This window comes from Weissella sp. ESL1177 (assembly GCF_058107185.1).
The window spans coordinates 1,690,376-1,709,837 of sequence record NZ_CM176591.1 but is presented as its reverse complement, the minus strand read 5'-3'; the positions used below and the strand labels follow the sequence as shown (position 1 = coordinate 1,709,837).

The window sequence follows — 19,462 nt, the reverse complement described above, 5'->3', positions numbered from 1 at the left end:
CTGATTCGTTTATCCGATGGAACAAAAGGTCGCCTCAGAAAACATTAGTAAATACGAAATAGTAAATAAAGTAAACCCCTAAAAAAGTTGCCACACCTAATACTTGACTACATTCTCACTTACTTAGAATCAATAACACTAAACAAGTTATAACTTAACGGTTTTGGAAAGTAGGTAATGTAAAGTAGGTAATGTTATGAAGTATGGTTATGCACGAGTGAGTATACCTGACCAAAAACTAGGAAATTAAGTCCAACAATTACAAGCCACAGATACTGAAAAAATTTATCAAGAAAAATTTACCAGCATAACCACGCGTCACCCCCAAAAATTTAATCAACTGCTAAAAATACTAGCCACTGGCGATATGCTAATCATTATCAAGCTTAATCGTTTTGCCAGAAACACTTGAGACGCCTTAGACATCATTCAACAACTTTTCAACCAAGGTGTTTAAAGTCCATATATTGAACATGGGCGTTATTGATGATACATCCACTGGAAATTTTATTTTCACGATTTTTAGTGCGTTTGCCCAATTTGAATGAGACATGATTGTGACGAGAGAAAGCAGGTAGGCAGAGCCTATGCGAGAAAACATGACTCCCATTTTAGAGAGACGACCTGAAATCTATACAGATGAACAAATTCAATTTGCTTATGAGTTACGTCAGCAAGGCATAATTTATAAAATGATTGAACGGAAAACAAGTATTAGCATTAAAACCCAGTAACGATGGTTTCAATCTCTCCATACGAAAAGAAAAATATGGAAAAGTTTATAAAACGGTAATGGTGCATAAAAACATGTTGTGCGATTACCGTTTTTTATCATGTTACAATATTAGAAGAACGACTAGGAGGGAAGTCAGATGGATAAGCAGACATTTGTGAATCAGATTCACAATGGTTTAATTGTTTCATGCCAAGCGTTACCGGGTGAACCACTTTATACTGAAAAGGGCGGTGTGATGCCTTTATTAGCACTTGCAGCACAACAAGGTGGTGCTGTTGGTATTCGGGCAAATTCAGTACGCGATATTAAAGAAATTAAAGCGACGGTTGATTTGCCAATTATTGGTATCATTAAAAGAGATTATCCACCAGAAGAACCTTACATTACGGCAACGATGCAAGAAATTGATGAGTTAATGACAGTCAGGCCTGATGTGATTGCTTTTGATGCGACGTTACGTCCCCGACATGATGGTATCACGGTCAGCGAATTTATTGGCCAAGTTAAGGGAAAATATCCTGATCAATTGTTAATGGCAGATACTGCAACTTTTGCTGATGGTCAAAATGCCTGGCAAGCAGGTGTTGATTTTGTTGGTACTACCCTGGCTGGCTATACATCGAATAGTCAAGTGATTGATGGTCCTAATTTTGAATTAATACAACAGTTAGTAGATGCAGGTATTGATGTGATTGCAGAAGGTAAGATACATACACCTGCTGAGGCAAAAAGAATTCAACAAATGGGTGTTGCTGGTGTTGTCGTTGGTGGCGCTATTACACGGCCAAAAGAAATGACAGCGCGTTTTGTTGCGGCATTACACGATTAAATACATAAGCGCTATAAATATTTAATGGGCTAAAAATAAGACGATATATACAATAAGGACCATGAGTCTAACCAGGTTAATTTGGTAGATTCACGGTCCTTTTAAGTGTGTTTCAAAAGATAAAAGTTATGATAACAACGAGTGTACTGCCTATTTAGGCCTCAATCTGTATCACGATAATCTTCACGTCATATTTGGGGTTAAATATGTTTAAAAAAACTAAGCTTTAAAATAAATATGATGATGTAATTGACAACGTGGATTAAACGAATGTTGGCAAAACGGACAACGATTTTTAGCATAAATTTGATAATCCATTGTATGACGACACACACCACAAAGAATCGACTGCTCATCCGGATTTGTTGGGACAAATTGATGGGTCATTAATTGATCATGGCACAAATAACAAGCAAAATACTGTTGACATGTCTGGCAAAGGAGTGCAGCAACGTCATTTTCAGTATGATAGTGTTGGCAACGACCGTCTTGATCAATGTCAATGCCATATATTGTTGGATCAAGGGGGGGATTAGAAGACATGAGTTTTAATCACCTCACCACTTGTAAATGATTTTGTCATGCCATTTTCATCTTGGATGACTAAACCACCATCGTCAGCAATCTGTTTTGCAACACCAGTAATCGTACGGGTACCTAATTTCAACGTGACACGTTTACCAATGACGTTTGAACGACGACGATATTCTGTTAACAGTGACGCAACATTACCGTCATTGTAAGCTGTAATGATACGTTTTGCTAAGGTAACTAATAAACGGTTGCGATCGATTGACGCTGTTTGGTTAATACCTTGTGCAATATTAGCAAGTTCATTTGGGAAATTTTTCGTTGTTAGATTTAGACCAACGCCCATAATAAAAGCTGATGTAGACTGTGATTCTAGTTCAATGTTGGCTTCTGTGATGATACCTCCAACTTTTTTATCATCGATAAACAAATCATTTACCCATTTTAGGTCAATGTGCTGTTCTGGGAAAAATTCTTCAAGGGTTTGTGCAATGACAACGGCCATGCCGGTAGTTAGTAAACCGACTTGTGACCAATCATCAGATGTATTTGGCAAAATAATAGTAAAATACAAGCCACTAGTAGCTGGTGAAAAGAATGCACGTCCTCGACGACCATAACCATTTGTTTGTGATTCAGCAGCAAAAATAACTGGCTGTGTGATAGGATGCGTTGTTAAATATTGTTTTGCTAAAAATTGTGTTGAAGTCACTTCTTTTTCAATATAGATTGCTTCATAGAGTGGCTCGTTTTCGTAGTAATGAATAATGTCAGCATCTAAAAAGGGCGTGCCTATATATTGATAACCAAGATTTTTACGACTAATAATGTCATGATTTTTCTTTTTTAGCGCATTGATTGCTTTCCAAATACTTTCGCGACTAACGTTTAAGTCTGTCGCTAATTTGTCACCTGAAAGCCAGGTGCCTTTGTTTGCTAATAATTCATATAATACTTGTTGTTTTGTTGTTACCAAAATAGAACTCCTTTAAAAAATACCTTGTAAAGCAGGAAGTTTTCTTAATCGTCTTGAAATGATGACAGATAAAATGGCTTTGATCGTATCACCAGGCAAGAAAGCAATATTTGACGTTAGGGCAGTCATGAATGGCATATGTGACTGGATAGATAGCCAGACTGAACCGATAAAATCAATCAATAAAACACCAGCAACGAGAACAATGATTAATTCTAGCCACCAAGATAGTAATCCCTTTCGATGAAATAGATAAATAATTGAACCAAGGACAGCAGGTACGAATAACCAAGCAAAAAGATAACCACCTGTTGGTCCAATAAAAATAGCAGCACCACCACGACCACCAGATAAAACGGGCAATCCAAACAAGGCTAATGCCAAAAATAAGACTAATGCTAATGTACCATACTTCGGTCCTAGAATTTCACTAGCTAATAGGACACCTAAATTTTGCAAGACGATTGGGATAGGAATAAAGCCTAAGGGGATTCCTGGAAAGATACCTAAAACGATTAAAATCGCAGTCATCATGGCAGCGAGAGCTAATCTGTGTGTTTGATTTTTTTTCATAAAAAGCGTGTTTCCATTCCTAAATTTTTAATACACAATTATTATATGCATTAGTGACCCTTAAATCAATATGTAGGTTACTAATGAATAAAAGCGAACAATTTAAATGATTGATTTGTTTTAGTTAATTTTTTTATACTTATTTAGGTGCGGATGGTGCAAATGTTTGTTATAATTTGATTTGTTCACAAACAATCGAATTTTTGAGGTGACTATTATTATTTATCAAACAGTTCTTAAGGGTGGCTATTATACGGCCCTTGATAAAAATCAAATTATGTATCAAGCAGATAGCTTAATTTGTATCAACGAACAGGGAAACATTGCGCACATTGCAAAGCCAACTGACAGCGACTATTCAGCAATCCTAGAAAAGGCAAAAGCTAATGATTCATTAGTCGTATTGGCAAATGATCAAGTCATTCTGCCAGGATTTATTGACTTACACGTACATGCTCCACAATGGCCAAATGCAGGTTTGGCCCTTGATCGACCATTATATGAGTGGCTGGAGGAATACACATTTCCGTTGGAAGCGAAATTTAAAGATGCTCAATTTGCGCACTTAGTTTATGACAATCTGGTTGAGACGATGCTGGCTAATGGGACGACAACAGCGCTTTATTTTGGTTCTGTAGACAATACCGGAAATGTGGCATTGGCGAAAGCTTGTTTAGCACATCATCAACGAGGATTTGTTGGCAAAGTCGTGATGGATAATCCAGAACAAACACCTGAATATTATCGTGATAAATCAGCACAATCTGCATTAGCAGACACAGAAGAGTTTATTCATATCGTTGAAAAATTAAATGACCAACAACCAATACCTGTCACACCGGTTATTACGCCTCGATTTTTACCGTCTTGTACGGATGAGGTACTGGCTGGTTTGGGAAAATTGGCAGCGAAATATGATTTGCCGATTCAATCACACTGTAGTGAAAGTGATTGGGAAAATGGCTATGCATTGGAAACACATGGTCAACGAGATGCAGCAGTGCTTGATCAATTTGGTTTATTAACAAATAAAGCAGTTATGGCACATGGTACCATGCTAAATGACGAGGACTTGAATAGATTTAAAACACGGGGTGTTGGTATTGCGCACTGTCCAATTTCAAATGTTTATTTTGGAAATGCTGTTATGCCCGCCAGAAAAATTTTGGCTAAGAATGTAAAAGTTGGTTTGGGAACAGATATTTCTGGTGGATTTGATGCCAGTATTTATCAAAATATTCGGCAAGCAATTATGTCGGCACGGCTGTTAAATGATGGTGTTGATAATCGTTTAGCGCCTGAAGAACGTGGGCGTAAAGAGACATCAATTACTGCTAAAAATGCCTTCTATATGGCAACGATTGGTGGTGCCGAAAGTTTGAATTTAACAACAGGTCAGATAAAAACAGGTTATGCAGCGGATTTACAGATTTTGCATACCAAGTATCCAACATTTGGACACCAAAATGCGACGGAGATGTTTGAAAAATTAATGTATCAGACAACATCATCGGAAATTGATCATGTCATGACGCAAGGAATATTTGTTAAGTAAATTGTTTCATGTGAAACATAGTGGACTAAAAGGAGAAGAGAAGTTCATGGCTGAAGAGAAGAGCGGGTTGCTAATTGGTGCGAATGATAAGGTACCGGTTGCTGAGGCAGGTTTATTAGGATTACAACATGTGCTAGCAATGGATGTTTACGTACCACCGCTAATTATTGCAGGACTACTATCATTAAGTGCTACGCAGACAACAGGATTTTTACAGGTTGCATTTTTGGCTTGTGGTATAGGAACATTGCTACAAACATCAGTGTTTATGAAGATGCCAATGTCACAAGGTCCATCTTATGTACCTGTTGGAGCAGTTGCTGGTGTTTATTTTGCCAATGGCGCTGCTCACGGAGGAATGTCTGCTGTTATTGGCGCAACATTAGTTGGTGCTATTCTGTTAATCTTGTTAGGACTCTCAGGTGTTTATCAAAAGATTGTTAATGCATTAGTCCCTGCAATTGTTGGGGGAACAATTATTACTTGTGTTGGACTATCGTTATTACCGTCAGCCTTAAATGATAATATTTTTAAAGCGAGTGGTAATATTTTTCAAAATATTGAATTAGCAGCAATTACAATGGCTGCTTTACTCGTATCAATTGCGATTGGTACATATTTACCAAAATTGCAAAAAATATTTAAGATTGGTTCGATCGTGATTGCTTTAGCAGTTGGGACAATCGCGTCGTCTTTTATGGGCGTTATGAATTGGCAAACGGTTAATGATGCAGCTTGGTTTAGTTTACCTAAGTTTACAGCGCTACATTATGGCATTAGCTTTAATTTATCAGCTATTATTACATTTATTATTATTTTTATGGTGCTAACTTCAGAGACAACTGGTACTTGGTTTGCAATGAGTGCAGTAACCAACGAAAAGATAACTGATCAGCAATGGAATCGTGGTATTATTGGTGAAGGTGTGAGTTGTGCTATCTCAGCTTTGTTGGGTAGCACGCCAATGACAGGTTATTCAACGAACGCTGGTGTGGTATCAATTACTGGTGTTGCAAGTCGTCGTGTTTTCGTTGCTGCTGGTATTTGGTTTGTTATTCTGGGATTTTTTGGTAAATTATCAGCATTATTGGCAGCTGTACCTTCTGCGGTGATTGGTGGGATATTCGCAGTGATTGTCGTTATTATCATGTTGAGTGGTTTGAATGTTATCGGTGACTTGAATATGACTGGCAATAAGGGTTATGTCATTGGTGTACCAATTGTGATGACGCTAGCACTTGTTTTTCTACCTGATAAGGTAACAAACGCAGCGCCACAGTTGTTACAATATTTGTTGGGCTCACCCATTACAGTTGCAGCCATTACAGCTGTTATACTAAATTTATTACTCTTGAAAAGAGAAAACACAACAAAGTAATGACAGATTTATGTTAATTTAAAAAAAGCTCATGCACTAATTGCATTTTGAAAAAGCCATCAATCTTCCTATTTTTATAAGGGAGATTGATGGCTTTAAAAATGGCTCAAAAGACTGCAACCGCATTGTCATAATGATTATTTAATGATAGTTAATTCATTTAATGTTTTGCCAGCTTCGTTTTTGATTTGTAACCAACTGTTAGTACCTGCAAAGTATAGAAAAAGGCCAACTTCATTAACACTTTTCAGAATAATGTCAGTAGTCGTTATATTGTTATCAAAGTCGTTGGTGTGTTCACTACGAAGTTTTTCACCAAAACGTGCAGAAAAGCCAACTGAGCCATCTTTGTTTAAAGGCGTATCTGAACGCATGATTGCGCCTTTCTTAATCAATAATTGATTTCGTTGCTGCCAATAAACAGTCGCTTTGGCACCTTCATAATTGATATAAAAAGGTTCAGTAGCAATTTCCTTTGTCCATTGATGTCGAGGTTTAGCAACCTTTTTGGACTTAATATTTTGAAAATAATAGCCAAAGCGAGCCATAATTGTTATTAAACCAGCGATTGTTGGTTCTAATTGGGTTTGAATATGATGAGGTACTTTTTCAACAATTTTATCAGAGAGTAAGCCATTCGTTTGTGCTGTTAGAATTAATTGGCGGCAGATATATGTTGGTTCAGATTCCCAATTTGAAGTTGGTAAGGTAATCAACATTATATCGTCTGCATTGGTTGTTTGAACGCCAGTGGCCATGACAATATCTTGTAATTGTTTCTTTTGAAATAGTAAGACAATAGTTTGTGTCGCAATATTTGCGGGCATCTTTGGTAATAATTGGATACTGATATTTTTTTCTGTCCAAATGATATCTGTTGTTTTCTGATTGATACAGACAGTTAAGTTAATAGCCATAGTAGTCCGACACTTTCTTTTATGAAATAGTGATTGCTTGCTTTTATCATATCAAAATAAGTACGAAAGAACAGTGAAACACTGAAAAATTTTTTCGATAAAAAATATTTTTTTATTAAAAATAAAGTCATATGAATAAGATTATAATAAATTCGAATCTTAATTTATCATGAAAGGATGTTTACTGTATGGCATTAAGTCAATCAAAAAGGAACCTATTTGTTTTAACATTATTGTTAGGCACTTTTACGATGTCAATTAGCCAATCAAGTTTATCGACAGCATATCCGACATTTATGGCATATTTTCATTTACCTGCGAGTACCATTGCTTGGTTAACAACGGGTTTTATGTTAATGATGTCAGTGGTGATGCCATTATCACCATGGTTAATGAGCAACATGCCATTTAAAAAATTATATCTGAGTTTGTTAGGTATTTTTGCAGTTGGGACGTTATTTATTATTTTGGCACCTAATTTTCCATTAATGATGGTCGGACGCTTGATGGAAGGTTTTAGTGTTGGCGTGTTATTTCCATCATACCAATCAATTATTTTAGCGATTACACCCAAAGAACATCGCGGTACCGTTATGGGAACGGTTGGTTTGGTGATGGGCTCAGCTTTGGCAGCTGGTCCAATTATATCGGGTATTGTACTGCAATTTTTTCATTGGCAAGCTATTTTCGGCCTTTTTTTGATGGTATTAATCATTGTATTTGTATTAGCCTTAAAATTTGTGCAAAGTCCGTTAGCGATAGAAAAGTCGCATTTTGATTTTATTTCAGTGATTTTATCGGCAGGTATAATTGGCCTACTTTACTTTATTAATGAGGTTTCTAAAATGAGCTGGCGTGATTATCCAAACTGGTTGATTTTAGGTGTGTCACTTATTTTATTAGTGATGTTTGTTAAACGACAATTGCATCTGTCAAAACCATTGTTACGGTTGGATATTTTACGCATCACTAACTTTGATTTAGGCGTTGCTCTGACTTCGTTGTCATATATGTCATTAATTACAGTTACAATTATCATGCCATTGTATTATCAGCAAATGTTGGGACTATCACCCTTGTGGTCGGGATTCTCATTGGTACCAGCGGCTGTTTTATTATCTGTGTTAAATAAAAAGAGCGGGCAGTTAGCGGATAAGATTGGTTTTAAAACGGTGATGTTATTTGGCTTTGTCATGTTCATAATTGGTTGGGCGTTGTTACTATTTTGTAGTGACTGGCATAATATTTGGCTAGCAATTATTTGTACAATGATTATTGAAGCAGGGAATGCCTTTTCCATGATGCCTGCAACTACGCTAGGAGCAAATTCTCTAAAAGATGAACTGATTCCACATGGATTATCAATTATTGCGACAGTTCGCCAAATTGTGGGATCAACAGCGATTGTCGTTGCAACAGTTATTTTAGGAACACATCATTTTAAAGGCGTCTTTTTAACAATGATGATGTTAGCAATTATAGCCCTGCTGTTGGTTAGTAAAATAAAAGATTATCATAAAAACTAGTGACGAGAGACTGCTTGTTTATTATAAATAAAAGATCTTTGTATTTTTAAATGTAATGGAATAAATTTTTTTACTTGCATATGCAATTTACCAGTGATAAACTTTTGTTTAAATTAGAATATATTAAAAATAAGATAAGAAGAGTAGTTACCATATATATTTTACAGAGAGTCTTGTTGATGAGATTAGGCATTGAAAATGGTAATGAAGATGAGCTTTGATAATTTTTTATTTGTGAATGCAAATAAAACGTCTGACTTCGTTATCGGTCTGTTGAGGCATTATTTTTGTATGGTATTTTATATAGAATGATGTAAATAGGGATGGTAACGCGATCATTCGGCCCAAAGACAATTATTGTCTTTGGGCCTTTTTTAATTTTAAACACTAAAGGAGTAGATACAATGACAACAGCAACTCAAATAAAATTTCCCAATCATTATGATATCGTGGGTAGCTTTTTACGAACAGATGCCTTAAAAGCAGCTCGTGAGCAGTTTGAAAAAGGTGAGATCACACAAGATCAATTAATAGCAGTGCAGCATGCGGAGACCAAGAAAATTGTTGAAAAACAAGTTACATTAGGGTTAAAGGATGTGACAGACGGTGAATTTAACCGTTCTTGGTGGCATTTAGATTTCCTATGGGGATTAAATGGGGTCGATACATATGATTATCATGAAAGTTACAAATTTCATGGTAGCAAAACGCGGACTGATAACGTGCAATTAGTTGGTAAAGTAGCTTATAATCCAAATCATCCATTTTTTGCAAGTTACGAGTATTTAGCATCTATTACGCCTGATGGTGTGACACCAAAGCAAACGATACCATCACCAACAATGCTTTTCCGTGATAATCGAAGTGACAATTGGTCAAAATTTTATGAAACATATGATGAATATTTAGCCGATTTGGCAACAGCCTATCATCAGACAATCCAACATTTTTATGATTTGGGTGCACGATATGTGCAATTGGATGACACAACTTGGGCATATTTGATTAGTAAATTGCATGAAACAGCTGGTGATCAAAAAGCGCATCAAGAATATTTGCAGATGGCAGCAAATGCTGTGAAGGTCATTAACAGTGCACTAGCTGACTTGCCTGAAGACTTAACAGTCACGACACATATCTGTCGGGGAAACTTTCAGTCAACGTATCTATTTTCTGGTGGCTATGAAGACGTTGCATCATATTTAGGTCAATTAAATTATGATGGTATCTTTCTAGAATTTGATGATAGTCGTTCAGGATCGTTTGCACCACTTGAGCAAATATGGCATGGTGATCAAAATAAGCGCATCGTTTTAGGATTAGTTACCTCTAAAAAGCCAACATTGGAAGATCAAGATGCCATTATTGCTAGGGTTCAAGAGGCAGCCAAAATTATACCGCTGGAAAATTTGGCGTTATCAACACAATGTGGTTTTGCTTCAACTGAGGAGGGGAACAAGTTAACGCAAGAAGAACAGTGGCATAAGTTACGCTTTGTTATTGAAACAGCGAAAAAAATCTGGGCTTAATTAATGTAAGCGTTTCAATAGAGAGACAGTGATGTCAGTGTATCATCAATCATTAAGACAAAGAGTAAGTGAAAATCTGCTATACTAGAACTAATAAGTCAAATGATTGATGAAGTAAATAGATAAACAAGCGTTCTCTTGGAAAGGATTATTATCATGACACTAACACCTCGCATATCAATTGCTACTATGATGACGGTTTTGCCGTTGAAAGGACAAATTTTCTTAGAAAAATCCGCAGAGGGTTATTTCACGACGTCTGATTTGGGTCCCAAGATTACTATTACGGTAAAAAATCCAGATGATATTGAACAAATGTTAACTGAATTTAGTTTCTTTATCGATGAACATTCTGTTGATGAAAATAATAATGAATTAATTCGTTACACTGATTTAGCGTTAATGCGATAAACATCATTAAAGGAGCTGTTGATTGACCAGATCAACAGCTCCTTTTGCATATAACAGCTCAATGTCTTCGTTATATTTTATTGAAATAACTTTGCTTTTTGGACGTCAGCGATTGTTTTTGTGCCTGCCAATTGCATTGTAATCTTTAGCTCATGCGTCAATTGATTAACAACTGAAGCAACACCTTGAGCGCCACCTAAAGCTAAACCATAAATAATGGGCCGTGACAATCCAATTAAATCCGCACCACATGCCAAGGCTTTGAAAGCGTGCGAACCACGACGCACACCGCCATCGAAAATAATTGGGACACGATGATTAACAGCTGTGGCAATACCTGGTAAGACATCAAATGAAGCTGGGCCACCATTTAATTGACGGCCGCCATGATTTGATACCCAGATACCCTTAGCACCAGCATTGATAGCAAGCATGGCATCTTCAGGCGTTTGAATGCCTTTTATGATGACGGGTAAATGAGTATAATCGATCACGCGTTTAATATCTGTTATGCCAATCTGATGTAATTCATTGTCAAAAACATCTTTACCATGTCCAGCCATCTGATTTGATTGACCAGACCCTGACTGATAGTCTTCAAGGTTGGCCATTGGCACAGGAAAATGAAAATCATTAACAATATCGGCTTCTCGATAACCTTCAGCTGTAATATCAGTCGTGACAACGATTGCTTGACAACCTGCTGCAGCTGCTTTATCTAAAAGAAATTTGTTTAAATGATTATCTTGGCTAAGATAAAGTTGGAAGAATTGTGGTGAGCCATGTCCAGCGGCTGCAGCATCCGCAATGCGCTTAGATGAATAAGTACTTTGAGTCATTAGAGAACCGGTAGCTGACATGCCCTCAGCAGTGGCAATTTCACCACGTATATGAGCAATCCCTTGTGCAGCAGCAGGCGCCATAACAAAAGGTGTTTGCAAAGGTAAGCCAAAAATATTAGTGGATGTATCGGGGTTACCAATATTTGATAAAACATGTGGTAGGATTTGTACATGATTAAAGGCAGTTGTATTTTCATTTAGTGTCCATTCATCTTCAGAGCCACCGCGAATAAAATCAAAACTACCTTTTGGCATAATCTCTTTTGCTTGCGCCTCTAAAGAGGGTAGATTAATGACTTGTAGCGGTTGCTCTCGTTCACTTAATTCATAACCATTAATAATTGTCATAGTCGTGTCTCCTAATATTTCATGAGTTCTTTCTAATTATTTTATCATTTAAATTTATTTTTGCTGTAAAATCGTAAAAACTGGCATAATTAATTGTAAAATAGCCTAGAAAGATTTTATTATATGGTCCATCAGGTTATATTTATAGTTAAGGAATAAAAAATAAAAGGGGTGAGCAAATGACAGGTATTCAACGACAAGCGGCGATTAAAGCAGCTTTAAGTAATCCAGATACAGTAATTAGTGCCAATAAGTTTGCCAAGCAATTCCATGTTTCACGCCAAACGATTGTTGGTGATATTGCGTTGTTACGTGCCAGAGGAGAGCAAATTACAGCAACACCACAAGGGTATCGCTATCAAACAAAACAGCAGTATAGTACGATTTTGGTCGTGCAACATGATGCAGATCAGATAGAAGATGAACTAACAGCATTGGTACAAGCAGGTGTCATGATTGCAGATGTGCAAGTCGATCATCCAGTTTATGGTTTATTAAAAGGTGAATTAGCGATTCAATCGATTGCTGATGTCAAACAATTTGTTTATCATCTAGATCAAACAAATGGGGAACCATTATCAACCTTAACGAATGGCCTTCACATGCATCGCATTGAATATAGAGATGTTGCCACTTTGGAAACAGCAAAAAACGCGCTTCGGCAATTACATATTTTATATGAAAATTAATTGGGTTGACAAGACACCCTACGGATTGCTATGATTTAACCATTGCAAGGTGACAAGACACCTAGATGGGAGTGAACTGATTTTAAAGCGATCAGTATTGTGAAGCGTTATGAGTAATATTAAAAAGTTGTTGACGGTAACCGGATTAGCTTGGTTATTTGATGCAATGGATGTTGGCCTATTATCATTTATTTTGGTTGCTATTCAACAGGAGTGGGGACTATCATCTGTCCAAGTCGGATGGATTGGGTCTGTTAATTCTATTGGATTAGCGGTGGGAGCCATTACTTTTGGTGCATTGGCTGATCAAAAAGGGCGTAAGCTCATGTTAATGACAACATTATTAATTTTTTCAATTGCGACAGGTTTATCAGCCTTGACTATTGGATTTGTTAGTTTTATCGTTCTTAGGTTTTTTGTGGGTGTTGGTTTAGGTGGTGAGTTACCAGTTGCCACAACTCTTGTGTCCGAGCGTGTCCCAAAAGAAAAACGTGGCCGAATAATTGTGCTATTAGAAAGTTTTTGGGCGATTGGCTGGTTGATTGCTAGTTTGCTAGCCTATTTCGTTATGCCTCATTTTGGTTGGCGAATCACATTAGTTATTTCTGCATGTACAGCGTTCTATGTTTTCATTTTGCGTCGTCATTTACCAAATGATAAACAAGCGAAAAATGTGACACAAGTACCCAAAGAATCTGTTATAGAAAAGTTAAAGAAATTATTTCATGCGGAGCACCGCAACCAAACGATTATGTTATGGATAGCATGGTTTATGATCATGTTTTCATATTATGGTATCTTTTTGTGGCTACCCAGTGTCTTAATTGGTAAGGGCTTTAGCACGGTGAATAGTTTTGGGTACGTTGTTATTATGACATTAGCGCAATTACCTGGTTACTTTACGTCAGCTTGGTTGGTTGAAAAGTGGGGTCGTAAGCCAGTTATTGCGACATTCTTAGCTGGAACTGCTATTTTTGCAGCTGTATTTGGCTTTTCAACGAGTTTAACCATGATCATGATTTCGGGGATGTTACTATCATTCTTTAATCTTGGTGCTTGGGGTGCAATGTATGCTTATACGCCAGAATTATATCCAGCAGCTATTCGAGCAACTGCTAATGGTGCGGCAGAAGGATTTGGTCGTTTAGGAGGTATTTTAGGACCACTATCGATTGGATTTTTCTTGAGTCATCATTTATCGTTTCCTTATATTTTTGGTGTCTTCAGTGTGGCATTAGTCATCGCAATCATTGTTATTTTGTTCTTAGGCAAAGAAACACGGGGAACGACAATTGATTAGAGACGTTGTTTATTAACGCAGGCTATTCATGATATATACGAGAGAGATTTTCCAATATTGTTTGGGAAATCTCTATTTTTTATATATTTAAAATTTTTAGTTGACCTTAACGCTACGTTACCCTTTATGATGTACTTAACATAAAAGAAGGAGGGATAGTCATGGCCTACACTATAAAAAAAACGGCCGAACTGTCAGGGGTTAGTACACGAACCTTACGCTATTATGATGAAATTTCACTGTTGAAGCCAGCACAAATTAATTCATCTGGTTATCGTTTGTATGGAGAAAAAGAAATTAATCGATTACAACAGATTTTGTATTATCGTGAGTTAAACCTGAATTTAGAGGATATTAAATCCATTTTAGATGATGTAGATTTTGATGTCGAACAAGTACTTGAACAACATTATCAGAAATTATTAGCGAAAAAAGAACGACTTGAAGGATTATTAGATAATCTAGAAAAAACGATGAAGTATTATAAAGGAGAAGTAGAAATGACAGATACTGAAAAATTTATGGCGTTTAAGGAAAAGAAAGTTCTTGAAAATGAACAGAAATATGGTGACGAAATGTGTCATCAATATGGTGAAGATGAAGTTAAGCAGACAAATAAAAAATATTTACGTTTGACAGAAGCTGATTTTGAAGAAATGAAAGCAACCGAAAGAACACTGTTTAACCATTTGAAAAACTACATTAAACAACCCATGATTGAAAGTGAAGTTGCAAAAGAAATTTTTATGTTACATAAAAATTGGTTGAGTTTCACTTTACCAAATTACTCGACAGAAATGCATAAAAATATTGGGACAATGTACGTAGAAGATAGTCGTTTTAAGTCGTATTACGATCTCCATCATAAAGGGACAGCGCAGGCATTACATGATATTATTCAATATTATGCAAATTAGATGATTTAATTGTTTCACATGGAACAATTAAGTTAAGTGGTTAGTCAAAAAAAGGCTGTCAATCAGCCATTTTAACTTGGTTGATTGACAGTCTTTAAATATGTTCTAAAAGATCAAAGCATCGTAATTTATTTTCACATCTTTTAATGTTATCTGCATTACTACATCAATATTATTTTTGATAAATTTTTTTCAAATTAGTAATGTCTTGTTCAGATAAAGTTGTTTTTCCTTGGTCAATTGGATACATGACTGAATCTTTGTTTTGGGTATGATCTAAACCAAGTGCGTGGCCAACCTCATGGATAGCAGCTGATAAACGAATTGGATAAGCAGTGTTAAGAGTGGCTTTACCGTGGTTATAATCAGATTGAATTAACCCATATCTTGAGTAGATTTTAGGACCACCAACACCGAGTTCTTGCAGACTACTTGTACTATTGATTTGTTTATTATAAATACCCAAACGCAGAGTGTTTTTTGAGTTATTTTGATTAGTTGCAGTTATTTTAACAATACCAGTTTTGTTATAAATATTAATTGCTTGTAAGAAAACAGTGCGGACTTGAGTGGGCACATTATTATCAAAATAATAGGTATAAGTGTTCGCCAGGTCTTTATTGACGACGATTGATTCAATACCAGTTGATGATTCAGTTGTTGTTTTCGTTTGTGTTGCTGTTTGTTTCTCAGTGAGCAGTGGAATTTTTTCAGTCCATGTTTTTAAATTAGTTGTTAATGAGGTGACTTGACGATTAAGTTGCTGGCTGATGGTGGGTGTTGTTGCCCAATGATAAACGATGACGGCAACAATAATTAGTATGAGACCTTTAAAAAATTTCAAAATTGCTACCTTCCTTGGGTTGATTGTGCAACAAATTTATCTTCATACAATAACATATGAAGGTATAAATTACCTTATAACTAAAAAGGAGCATCTTTAAATTCTTTTGTGGATAAAGGATTTTGAAGGTGCTTCTTTTTATGTGGTCAACTATAAAATAATTTTAAATTAATGTCTTGGTCATAATTACCAAATCCTTTACCAAAAATGGTACAACCACCTTGATTTTCGGCATCTGTTTTGATAGCTAGCCGGATTTTAAAAGTTTGTCTAGAAATATCGATATCAGATAATGAAATTGAAGTAAATGGTTGCCCGTCTAGGTAGGTACCGTGGTCAGTAATACGCAAAATCTTTTGAATACCATATTGATTAACATTATCTGGTACCCAGTCGGGTGTGTATTTACCACGAGTATCTGAAAAATCACCAGGACTAGTCCATGTACCGATTTTAACGTCATTAATGTAAAAAGTAATGTCTGATGGCCAAACATTATTTGAGAACGGAAATTCTGATCCAAGCTCCATGGAGAGATCTAACATTTCAAGATGTTCATTTTTTGTCAAAAAATTAGGTGATTGATATTCAACAAAACCATTAGAAAACCAAATCATACCTGCATAAATTCGTTGTGGATCCATGAAATAAGCAGGATTATCTACTTTACCAATATAGTCATTAGGACCGGCTAAACCACAAGAGGGTTCAACAGAAAAATCTGTGTAATGTCCCACAGGAATATTGGTTTCATGGACATCAAAAGATGGATAAATTCGTTCAGGAAATCGGACTGAAATGTTATCTACTTTCAGCATGGACAGTTTATTATGACCATTTTTTTCAAAGGCAATAATGCCAGCATCAGCTAAAGTCTGCAAATGTTTCAAAGTGATTGTGGTACTAATGCCAAGATGTGCAGCAATATCCCTGACGTTAAGTTTTTCGTGAGATAAAATTTGAATAATTTTTAGACGCATTGGATTTGCGAGTGCTTTGTAAACGGGTAATGAATTGTCTGAAATATCTAGTTGCATACGCTAACTCCTAAAATAACATAAATGTTTATCATTATTTTAATAATAACATAAACATTTTTTATATAGCAATATAAAGGCTTTTTTGGTGATTTATAAACAATAAAAATGTTATTTGTTGTATAAAAATGGTTTAAAAGATTAACAAAAAGGTATTGAAAGCGTTTGCACTGTGATTTAAAATGAACATGTTGAAAAATAAAGCACACATTGAAAAGGGTGGTAAAAAAATGATCGATAGTTACATCAACCCGTTAATTATTCAACGAGCTGATCCTTACATTTATAAACACACAGATGGCTATTATTATTTTACAGCGTCTGTCCCTGCTTATAATTTAATTGAAATTCGTCGTGCTAAAACGATTAACGGATTAGCTCATGCAATGCCGCGAACTGTTTGGCGTAAACATGACAGTGGTGAAATGAGTCAATTGATTTGGGCACCAGAAATACATTATATCAATGATAAATGGTATATCTATTTTGCTGCTACTGATACAACTGAATTAGATGAATTAGGGATGTTTACACATCGTATGTATTGTATTGCATGTGATAATGATGACCCAATGATCGGAGAAGCAGCTTGGCATGAAAAGGGACAAATTTTAACTGATAAAGATACCTTCAGTTTGGATGCAACATCATTTAATCATAATGACAAGCTCTATTATGTTTGGGCACAAAAAGACAAGACAATTACAGGTAATTCTAATATATATATTGCTGAAATGTTGAATCCTTGGACGCTTAAGACAAAGCCAGTGATGCTTTCAAAACCTGAATTTGATTGGGAAACAAAGATTTTTTCAGTGAATGAAGGACCAGCCGTTTTGCAACGAAATGGCAAGATATTTATCACATTTTCTGGGTCTGCGACTGATGAGAATTATGCAATGGGGATGTTGTGGATAAATGATACGGACAATATTTTAGATGCAAATAAGTGGCATAAACTTGATCATGCAATCTTTCAATCCGATATTGATAATGGTTTATATGGTCCGGGACATAATTCTTTTACCGTTGCAGAAGATGATAAAACTGATTTGTTAGTATATCACGTACGTAATTACTTAGATATAAAAGGGGATCCATTATATGATCCAAATCGTCATACAATGGTGCAACCATTTACTTGGGATGACAAAGGATTTCCAGTATTTGGCAAACCAACCCCATTTAATGTTGAGTAATTTCTTTAATGAAAAGAAGGTATAGATTATGGATCAAACGCAAAATACACAAAAAAAGCATTTTTGGAGTTTTTTTGGCACTGATGTCAGTTATTTCTTTATCTGGCAAATTGTGCAAGGCTTCCTGGTACTTTGGCTAAAACAAGAAGCAGATTTGAGTGGTGGTCAAGCTGGCTTTGTTTTTTCCTTTTTAGCATTTGCATCACTATTTTATCAACCCGTATTTGGTATTATTTCAGATAAATTAGTCTTTAAGAAGACATTACTATTATCAATCACAATAGCTGCTATCTTAATCGGTCCATTTTTTCAGTGGCTATTTATACCATTACTACATTTTAACTCATTGTTAGGCGCAATTATTGGTGGTTTCGCGTTAGCCTATGTTCTTAACGGTGGTGTTGCAGTTATTGAATCTTATGTTGAACGTGCAAGTTTAGCTAATGGCTTTGAGTATGGTCATGCCCGTATGGGAGGTTCAATTGGAGGCGCATTAGCATCATTCGTTGCTGGCTTGGTGTTTGTTAAAAATCCATTCTTGGTTTTCTGGATATGTTCACTTGCTGGGATCATATTGACTTGTCTGGTAATTTTTGGTGATCGTATTAACTTTGCTAATAAAGATGCAGCAGAAGGCGCAAGTTCAGCACCTTTAAATGTTAAAACAATTTTATCCATTTTTAAAATTAAAAATTTCTGGATTTTAAGTATTTTCTTCATGGGAACATCAGCTATTTATGATGTGTTTGATCAACAGTTCCCAGTATTTTATCAAACATTCTTTACTAGTGCTGCTGCTGGAACTGTGGCATACAGTCGTTTGCTTACAACACAAATTGCTTTAGAAGCCTTATTAATGATTCCAATGCCATGGATCATTAATAAAATTGGTGCTAAGAATGGACTGATTGCTTATGGTGTTCTAACTTTCTTACGGATTACATTGAGTGCAATTGCCCCTAATTTCTGGTTCTTAACATTTGTTCGTCTGCTTGCATCATTTGAGATGCCACTCTTCCTCGTCTCAACAATGAAGTACATTGCTGGCGCATTTGATTTAAGATTGTATGCCACGATTTACGCTTTGGCATTTAATTTTGCAAAACAAATATCGTTGTTTATTTTCTCGACAATTGCAGGTGATCTTTATGATAGTGTTGGCTTCCATACGACATATTTCGTCTTAGCTGCATTAGTCGCTTGTGTGACAATTATTGCGGTGTTTATGTTGAAGAAAGAGAACCCAGCTCAGGCGGGAGAAGTCGCGGAGTGATCATCGCACGGATAATTTGGCTAATAAAAAACGATCGGCATCTGGTAACGGA

At 36.0% G+C, this 19,462-nt stretch carries 18 protein-coding genes and 1 pseudogene; 12 read left to right on the top strand and 7 right to left on the bottom strand.

The window, feature by feature from the left end:
• Positions 1 to 283 precede the first annotated feature (283 nt).
• Positions 284 to 734, top strand: a pseudogene (locus tag AC3B5D_RS08345) (recombinase family protein).
• A 138-nt stretch (positions 735 to 872) separates the two neighbouring features.
• Positions 873 to 1,565, top strand: coding sequence for an N-acetylmannosamine-6-phosphate 2-epimerase (locus AC3B5D_RS08340; protein ID WP_489840481.1), 693 nt, complete (start codon positions 873 to 875; stop codon positions 1,563 to 1,565).
• A gap of 219 nt (positions 1,566 to 1,784) precedes the next feature.
• Here the strand turns inward: AC3B5D_RS08340 and AC3B5D_RS08335 are convergent, their stop codons facing one another.
• The 3 genes from AC3B5D_RS08335 to AC3B5D_RS08325 are packed head-to-tail and all read right to left on the bottom strand — an operon-like array spanning position 1,785 to position 3,645.
• Complete coding sequence (locus AC3B5D_RS08335; protein ID WP_489840482.1) at positions 1,785 to 2,108, bottom strand: CHY zinc finger protein; 324 nt, start codon at positions 2,106 to 2,108, stop codon at positions 1,785 to 1,787.
• A complete protein-coding gene (locus AC3B5D_RS08330; protein ID WP_489840483.1) occupies positions 2,098 to 3,072 on the bottom strand; it encodes a biotin--[acetyl-CoA-carboxylase] ligase in 975 nt (324 codons plus the stop codon). Before AC3B5D_RS08330 ends, AC3B5D_RS08335 begins: the two co-directional genes overlap by 11 nt.
• A gap of 12 nt (positions 3,073 to 3,084) precedes the next feature.
• The gene (locus AC3B5D_RS08325) at positions 3,085 to 3,645 is read right to left on the bottom strand and encodes a biotin transporter BioY (protein WP_489840484.1); all 561 of its coding nucleotides are present in this window, start codon (positions 3,643 to 3,645) and stop codon (positions 3,085 to 3,087) included.
• Positions 3,646 to 3,853: 208 nt separating this feature from the next.
• Here AC3B5D_RS08325 and guaD point away from each other — a divergent pair, with 208 nt between their 5' ends.
• Both guaD and AC3B5D_RS08315 read left to right on the top strand, forming a co-directional pair.
• Positions 3,854 to 5,200, top strand: coding sequence for a guanine deaminase (guaD, locus tag AC3B5D_RS08320; protein ID WP_489840485.1), 1,347 nt, complete (start codon positions 3,854 to 3,856; stop codon positions 5,198 to 5,200).
• Positions 5,201 to 5,246: 46 nt separating this feature from the next.
• A complete protein-coding gene (locus AC3B5D_RS08315) occupies positions 5,247 to 6,578 on the top strand; it encodes a uracil-xanthine permease family protein (RefSeq protein ID WP_489840486.1) in 1,332 nt (443 codons plus the stop codon).
• 137 nt (positions 6,579 to 6,715) lie between these two features.
• Here the strand turns inward: AC3B5D_RS08315 and AC3B5D_RS08310 are convergent, their stop codons facing one another.
• Entirely contained in the window at positions 6,716 to 7,495 is a 780-nt protein-coding gene (locus tag AC3B5D_RS08310) for a hypothetical protein (RefSeq protein WP_489840487.1), read from the bottom strand.
• A 188-nt stretch (positions 7,496 to 7,683) separates the two neighbouring features.
• Here AC3B5D_RS08310 and AC3B5D_RS08305 point away from each other — a divergent pair, with 188 nt between their 5' ends.
• The 3 genes from AC3B5D_RS08305 to AC3B5D_RS08295 all read left to right on the top strand — a co-directional run bounded on the left by AC3B5D_RS08305 (position 7,684) and on the right by AC3B5D_RS08295 (position 10,961).
• Positions 7,684 to 9,021 carry an MFS transporter gene (locus AC3B5D_RS08305; RefSeq protein ID WP_489840488.1) on the top strand — a complete coding sequence of 446 codons (1,338 nt, stop codon included), beginning with the start codon at positions 7,684 to 7,686 and terminating at the stop codon, positions 9,019 to 9,021.
• Positions 9,022 to 9,425: 404 nt separating this feature from the next.
• Complete coding sequence (locus AC3B5D_RS08300; protein ID WP_489840489.1) at positions 9,426 to 10,550, top strand: vitamin B12 independent methionine synthase; 1,125 nt, start codon at positions 9,426 to 9,428, stop codon at positions 10,548 to 10,550.
• Between the two features lie 156 nt (positions 10,551 to 10,706).
• The gene (locus AC3B5D_RS08295) at positions 10,707 to 10,961 is read left to right on the top strand and encodes a hypothetical protein (protein WP_489840490.1); all 255 of its coding nucleotides are present in this window, start codon (positions 10,707 to 10,709) and stop codon (positions 10,959 to 10,961) included.
• A 77-nt stretch (positions 10,962 to 11,038) separates the two neighbouring features.
• Here AC3B5D_RS08295 and AC3B5D_RS08290 read toward each other — a convergent pair whose 3' ends face one another.
• On the bottom strand, positions 11,039 to 12,151 hold the full coding sequence (locus AC3B5D_RS08290) for an alpha-hydroxy-acid oxidizing protein (protein ID WP_489840491.1): 1,113 nt from the start codon (positions 12,149 to 12,151) through the stop codon (positions 11,039 to 11,041).
• Between the two features lie 179 nt (positions 12,152 to 12,330).
• On the opposite strand from AC3B5D_RS08290, the gene AC3B5D_RS08285 reads away from it, so the two are divergent.
• The 3 genes from AC3B5D_RS08285 to AC3B5D_RS08275 all read left to right on the top strand — a co-directional run bounded on the left by AC3B5D_RS08285 (position 12,331) and on the right by AC3B5D_RS08275 (position 15,057).
• Complete coding sequence (locus tag AC3B5D_RS08285; protein ID WP_489840492.1) at positions 12,331 to 12,840, top strand: 3H domain-containing protein; 510 nt, start codon at positions 12,331 to 12,333, stop codon at positions 12,838 to 12,840.
• Positions 12,841 to 12,949: 109 nt separating this feature from the next.
• Positions 12,950 to 14,140 (top strand): MFS transporter, encoded by a 1,191-nt coding sequence (locus AC3B5D_RS08280; protein ID WP_489840493.1) that lies wholly within the window; start codon positions 12,950 to 12,952, stop codon positions 14,138 to 14,140.
• A 161-nt stretch (positions 14,141 to 14,301) separates the two neighbouring features.
• Positions 14,302 to 15,057 carry a MerR family transcriptional regulator gene (locus AC3B5D_RS08275; RefSeq protein ID WP_489840494.1) on the top strand — a complete coding sequence of 252 codons (756 nt, stop codon included), beginning with the start codon at positions 14,302 to 14,304 and terminating at the stop codon, positions 15,055 to 15,057.
• Positions 15,058 to 15,229: 172 nt separating this feature from the next.
• Here AC3B5D_RS08275 and AC3B5D_RS08270 read toward each other — a convergent pair whose 3' ends face one another.
• Positions 15,230 to 15,901, bottom strand: coding sequence for a matrixin family metalloprotease (locus AC3B5D_RS08270; protein WP_489840495.1), 672 nt, complete (start codon positions 15,899 to 15,901; stop codon positions 15,230 to 15,232).
• Positions 15,902 to 16,047: 146 nt separating this feature from the next.
• Positions 16,048 to 16,938 (bottom strand): ArsR/SmtB family transcription factor, encoded by an 891-nt coding sequence (locus tag AC3B5D_RS08265; RefSeq protein WP_489840496.1) that lies wholly within the window; start codon positions 16,936 to 16,938, stop codon positions 16,048 to 16,050.
• A 230-nt stretch (positions 16,939 to 17,168) separates the two neighbouring features.
• Here AC3B5D_RS08265 and AC3B5D_RS08260 point away from each other — a divergent pair, with 230 nt between their 5' ends.
• Positions 17,169 to 18,137, top strand: coding sequence for a glycoside hydrolase family 43 protein (locus tag AC3B5D_RS08260; protein ID WP_489840497.1), 969 nt, complete (start codon positions 17,169 to 17,171; stop codon positions 18,135 to 18,137).
• A gap of 28 nt (positions 18,138 to 18,165) precedes the next feature.
• Positions 18,166 to 19,410, top strand: coding sequence for an oligosaccharide MFS transporter (locus tag AC3B5D_RS08255; protein ID WP_489840498.1), 1,245 nt, complete (start codon positions 18,166 to 18,168; stop codon positions 19,408 to 19,410).
• The last annotated feature ends 52 nt before the right edge of the window (positions 19,411 to 19,462 follow it).

Excerpts from the sequence above, each read along its gene's own strand:
- AC3B5D_RS08290 (WP_489840491.1), bottom strand. The coding sequence starts at position 12,151 with ATGACAATTATTAATGGTTATGAATTAAGTGAACGAGAGCAACCGCTA.
- AC3B5D_RS08305 (WP_489840488.1), top strand. The coding sequence starts at position 7,684 with ATGGCATTAAGTCAATCAAAAAGGAACCTATTTGTTTTAACATTATTG.
- AC3B5D_RS08285 (WP_489840492.1), top strand. The coding sequence starts at position 12,331 with ATGACAGGTATTCAACGACAAGCGGCGATTAAAGCAGCTTTAAGTAAT.
- AC3B5D_RS08295 (WP_489840490.1), top strand. The coding sequence starts at position 10,707 with ATGACACTAACACCTCGCATATCAATTGCTACTATGATGACGGTTTTG.
- AC3B5D_RS08325 (WP_489840484.1), bottom strand. The coding sequence starts at position 3,645 with ATGAAAAAAAATCAAACACACAGATTAGCTCTCGCTGCCATGATGACT.
- AC3B5D_RS08315 (WP_489840486.1), top strand. The coding sequence starts at position 5,247 with ATGGCTGAAGAGAAGAGCGGGTTGCTAATTGGTGCGAATGATAAGGTA.
- AC3B5D_RS08310 (WP_489840487.1), bottom strand. The coding sequence starts at position 7,495 with ATGGCTATTAACTTAACTGTCTGTATCAATCAGAAAACAACAGATATC.
- AC3B5D_RS08340 (WP_489840481.1), top strand. The coding sequence starts at position 873 with ATGGATAAGCAGACATTTGTGAATCAGATTCACAATGGTTTAATTGTT.
- AC3B5D_RS08335 (WP_489840482.1), bottom strand. The coding sequence starts at position 2,108 with ATGTCTTCTAATCCCCCCCTTGATCCAACAATATATGGCATTGACATT.
- AC3B5D_RS08275 (WP_489840494.1), top strand. The coding sequence starts at position 14,302 with ATGGCCTACACTATAAAAAAAACGGCCGAACTGTCAGGGGTTAGTACA.
- AC3B5D_RS08255 (WP_489840498.1), top strand. The coding sequence starts at position 18,166 with ATGGATCAAACGCAAAATACACAAAAAAAGCATTTTTGGAGTTTTTTT.
- AC3B5D_RS08265 (WP_489840496.1), bottom strand. The coding sequence starts at position 16,938 with ATGCAACTAGATATTTCAGACAATTCATTACCCGTTTACAAAGCACTC.
- AC3B5D_RS08300 (WP_489840489.1), top strand. The coding sequence starts at position 9,426 with ATGACAACAGCAACTCAAATAAAATTTCCCAATCATTATGATATCGTG.
- AC3B5D_RS08260 (WP_489840497.1), top strand. The coding sequence starts at position 17,169 with ATGATCGATAGTTACATCAACCCGTTAATTATTCAACGAGCTGATCCT.
- AC3B5D_RS08280 (WP_489840493.1), top strand. The coding sequence starts at position 12,950 with ATGAGTAATATTAAAAAGTTGTTGACGGTAACCGGATTAGCTTGGTTA.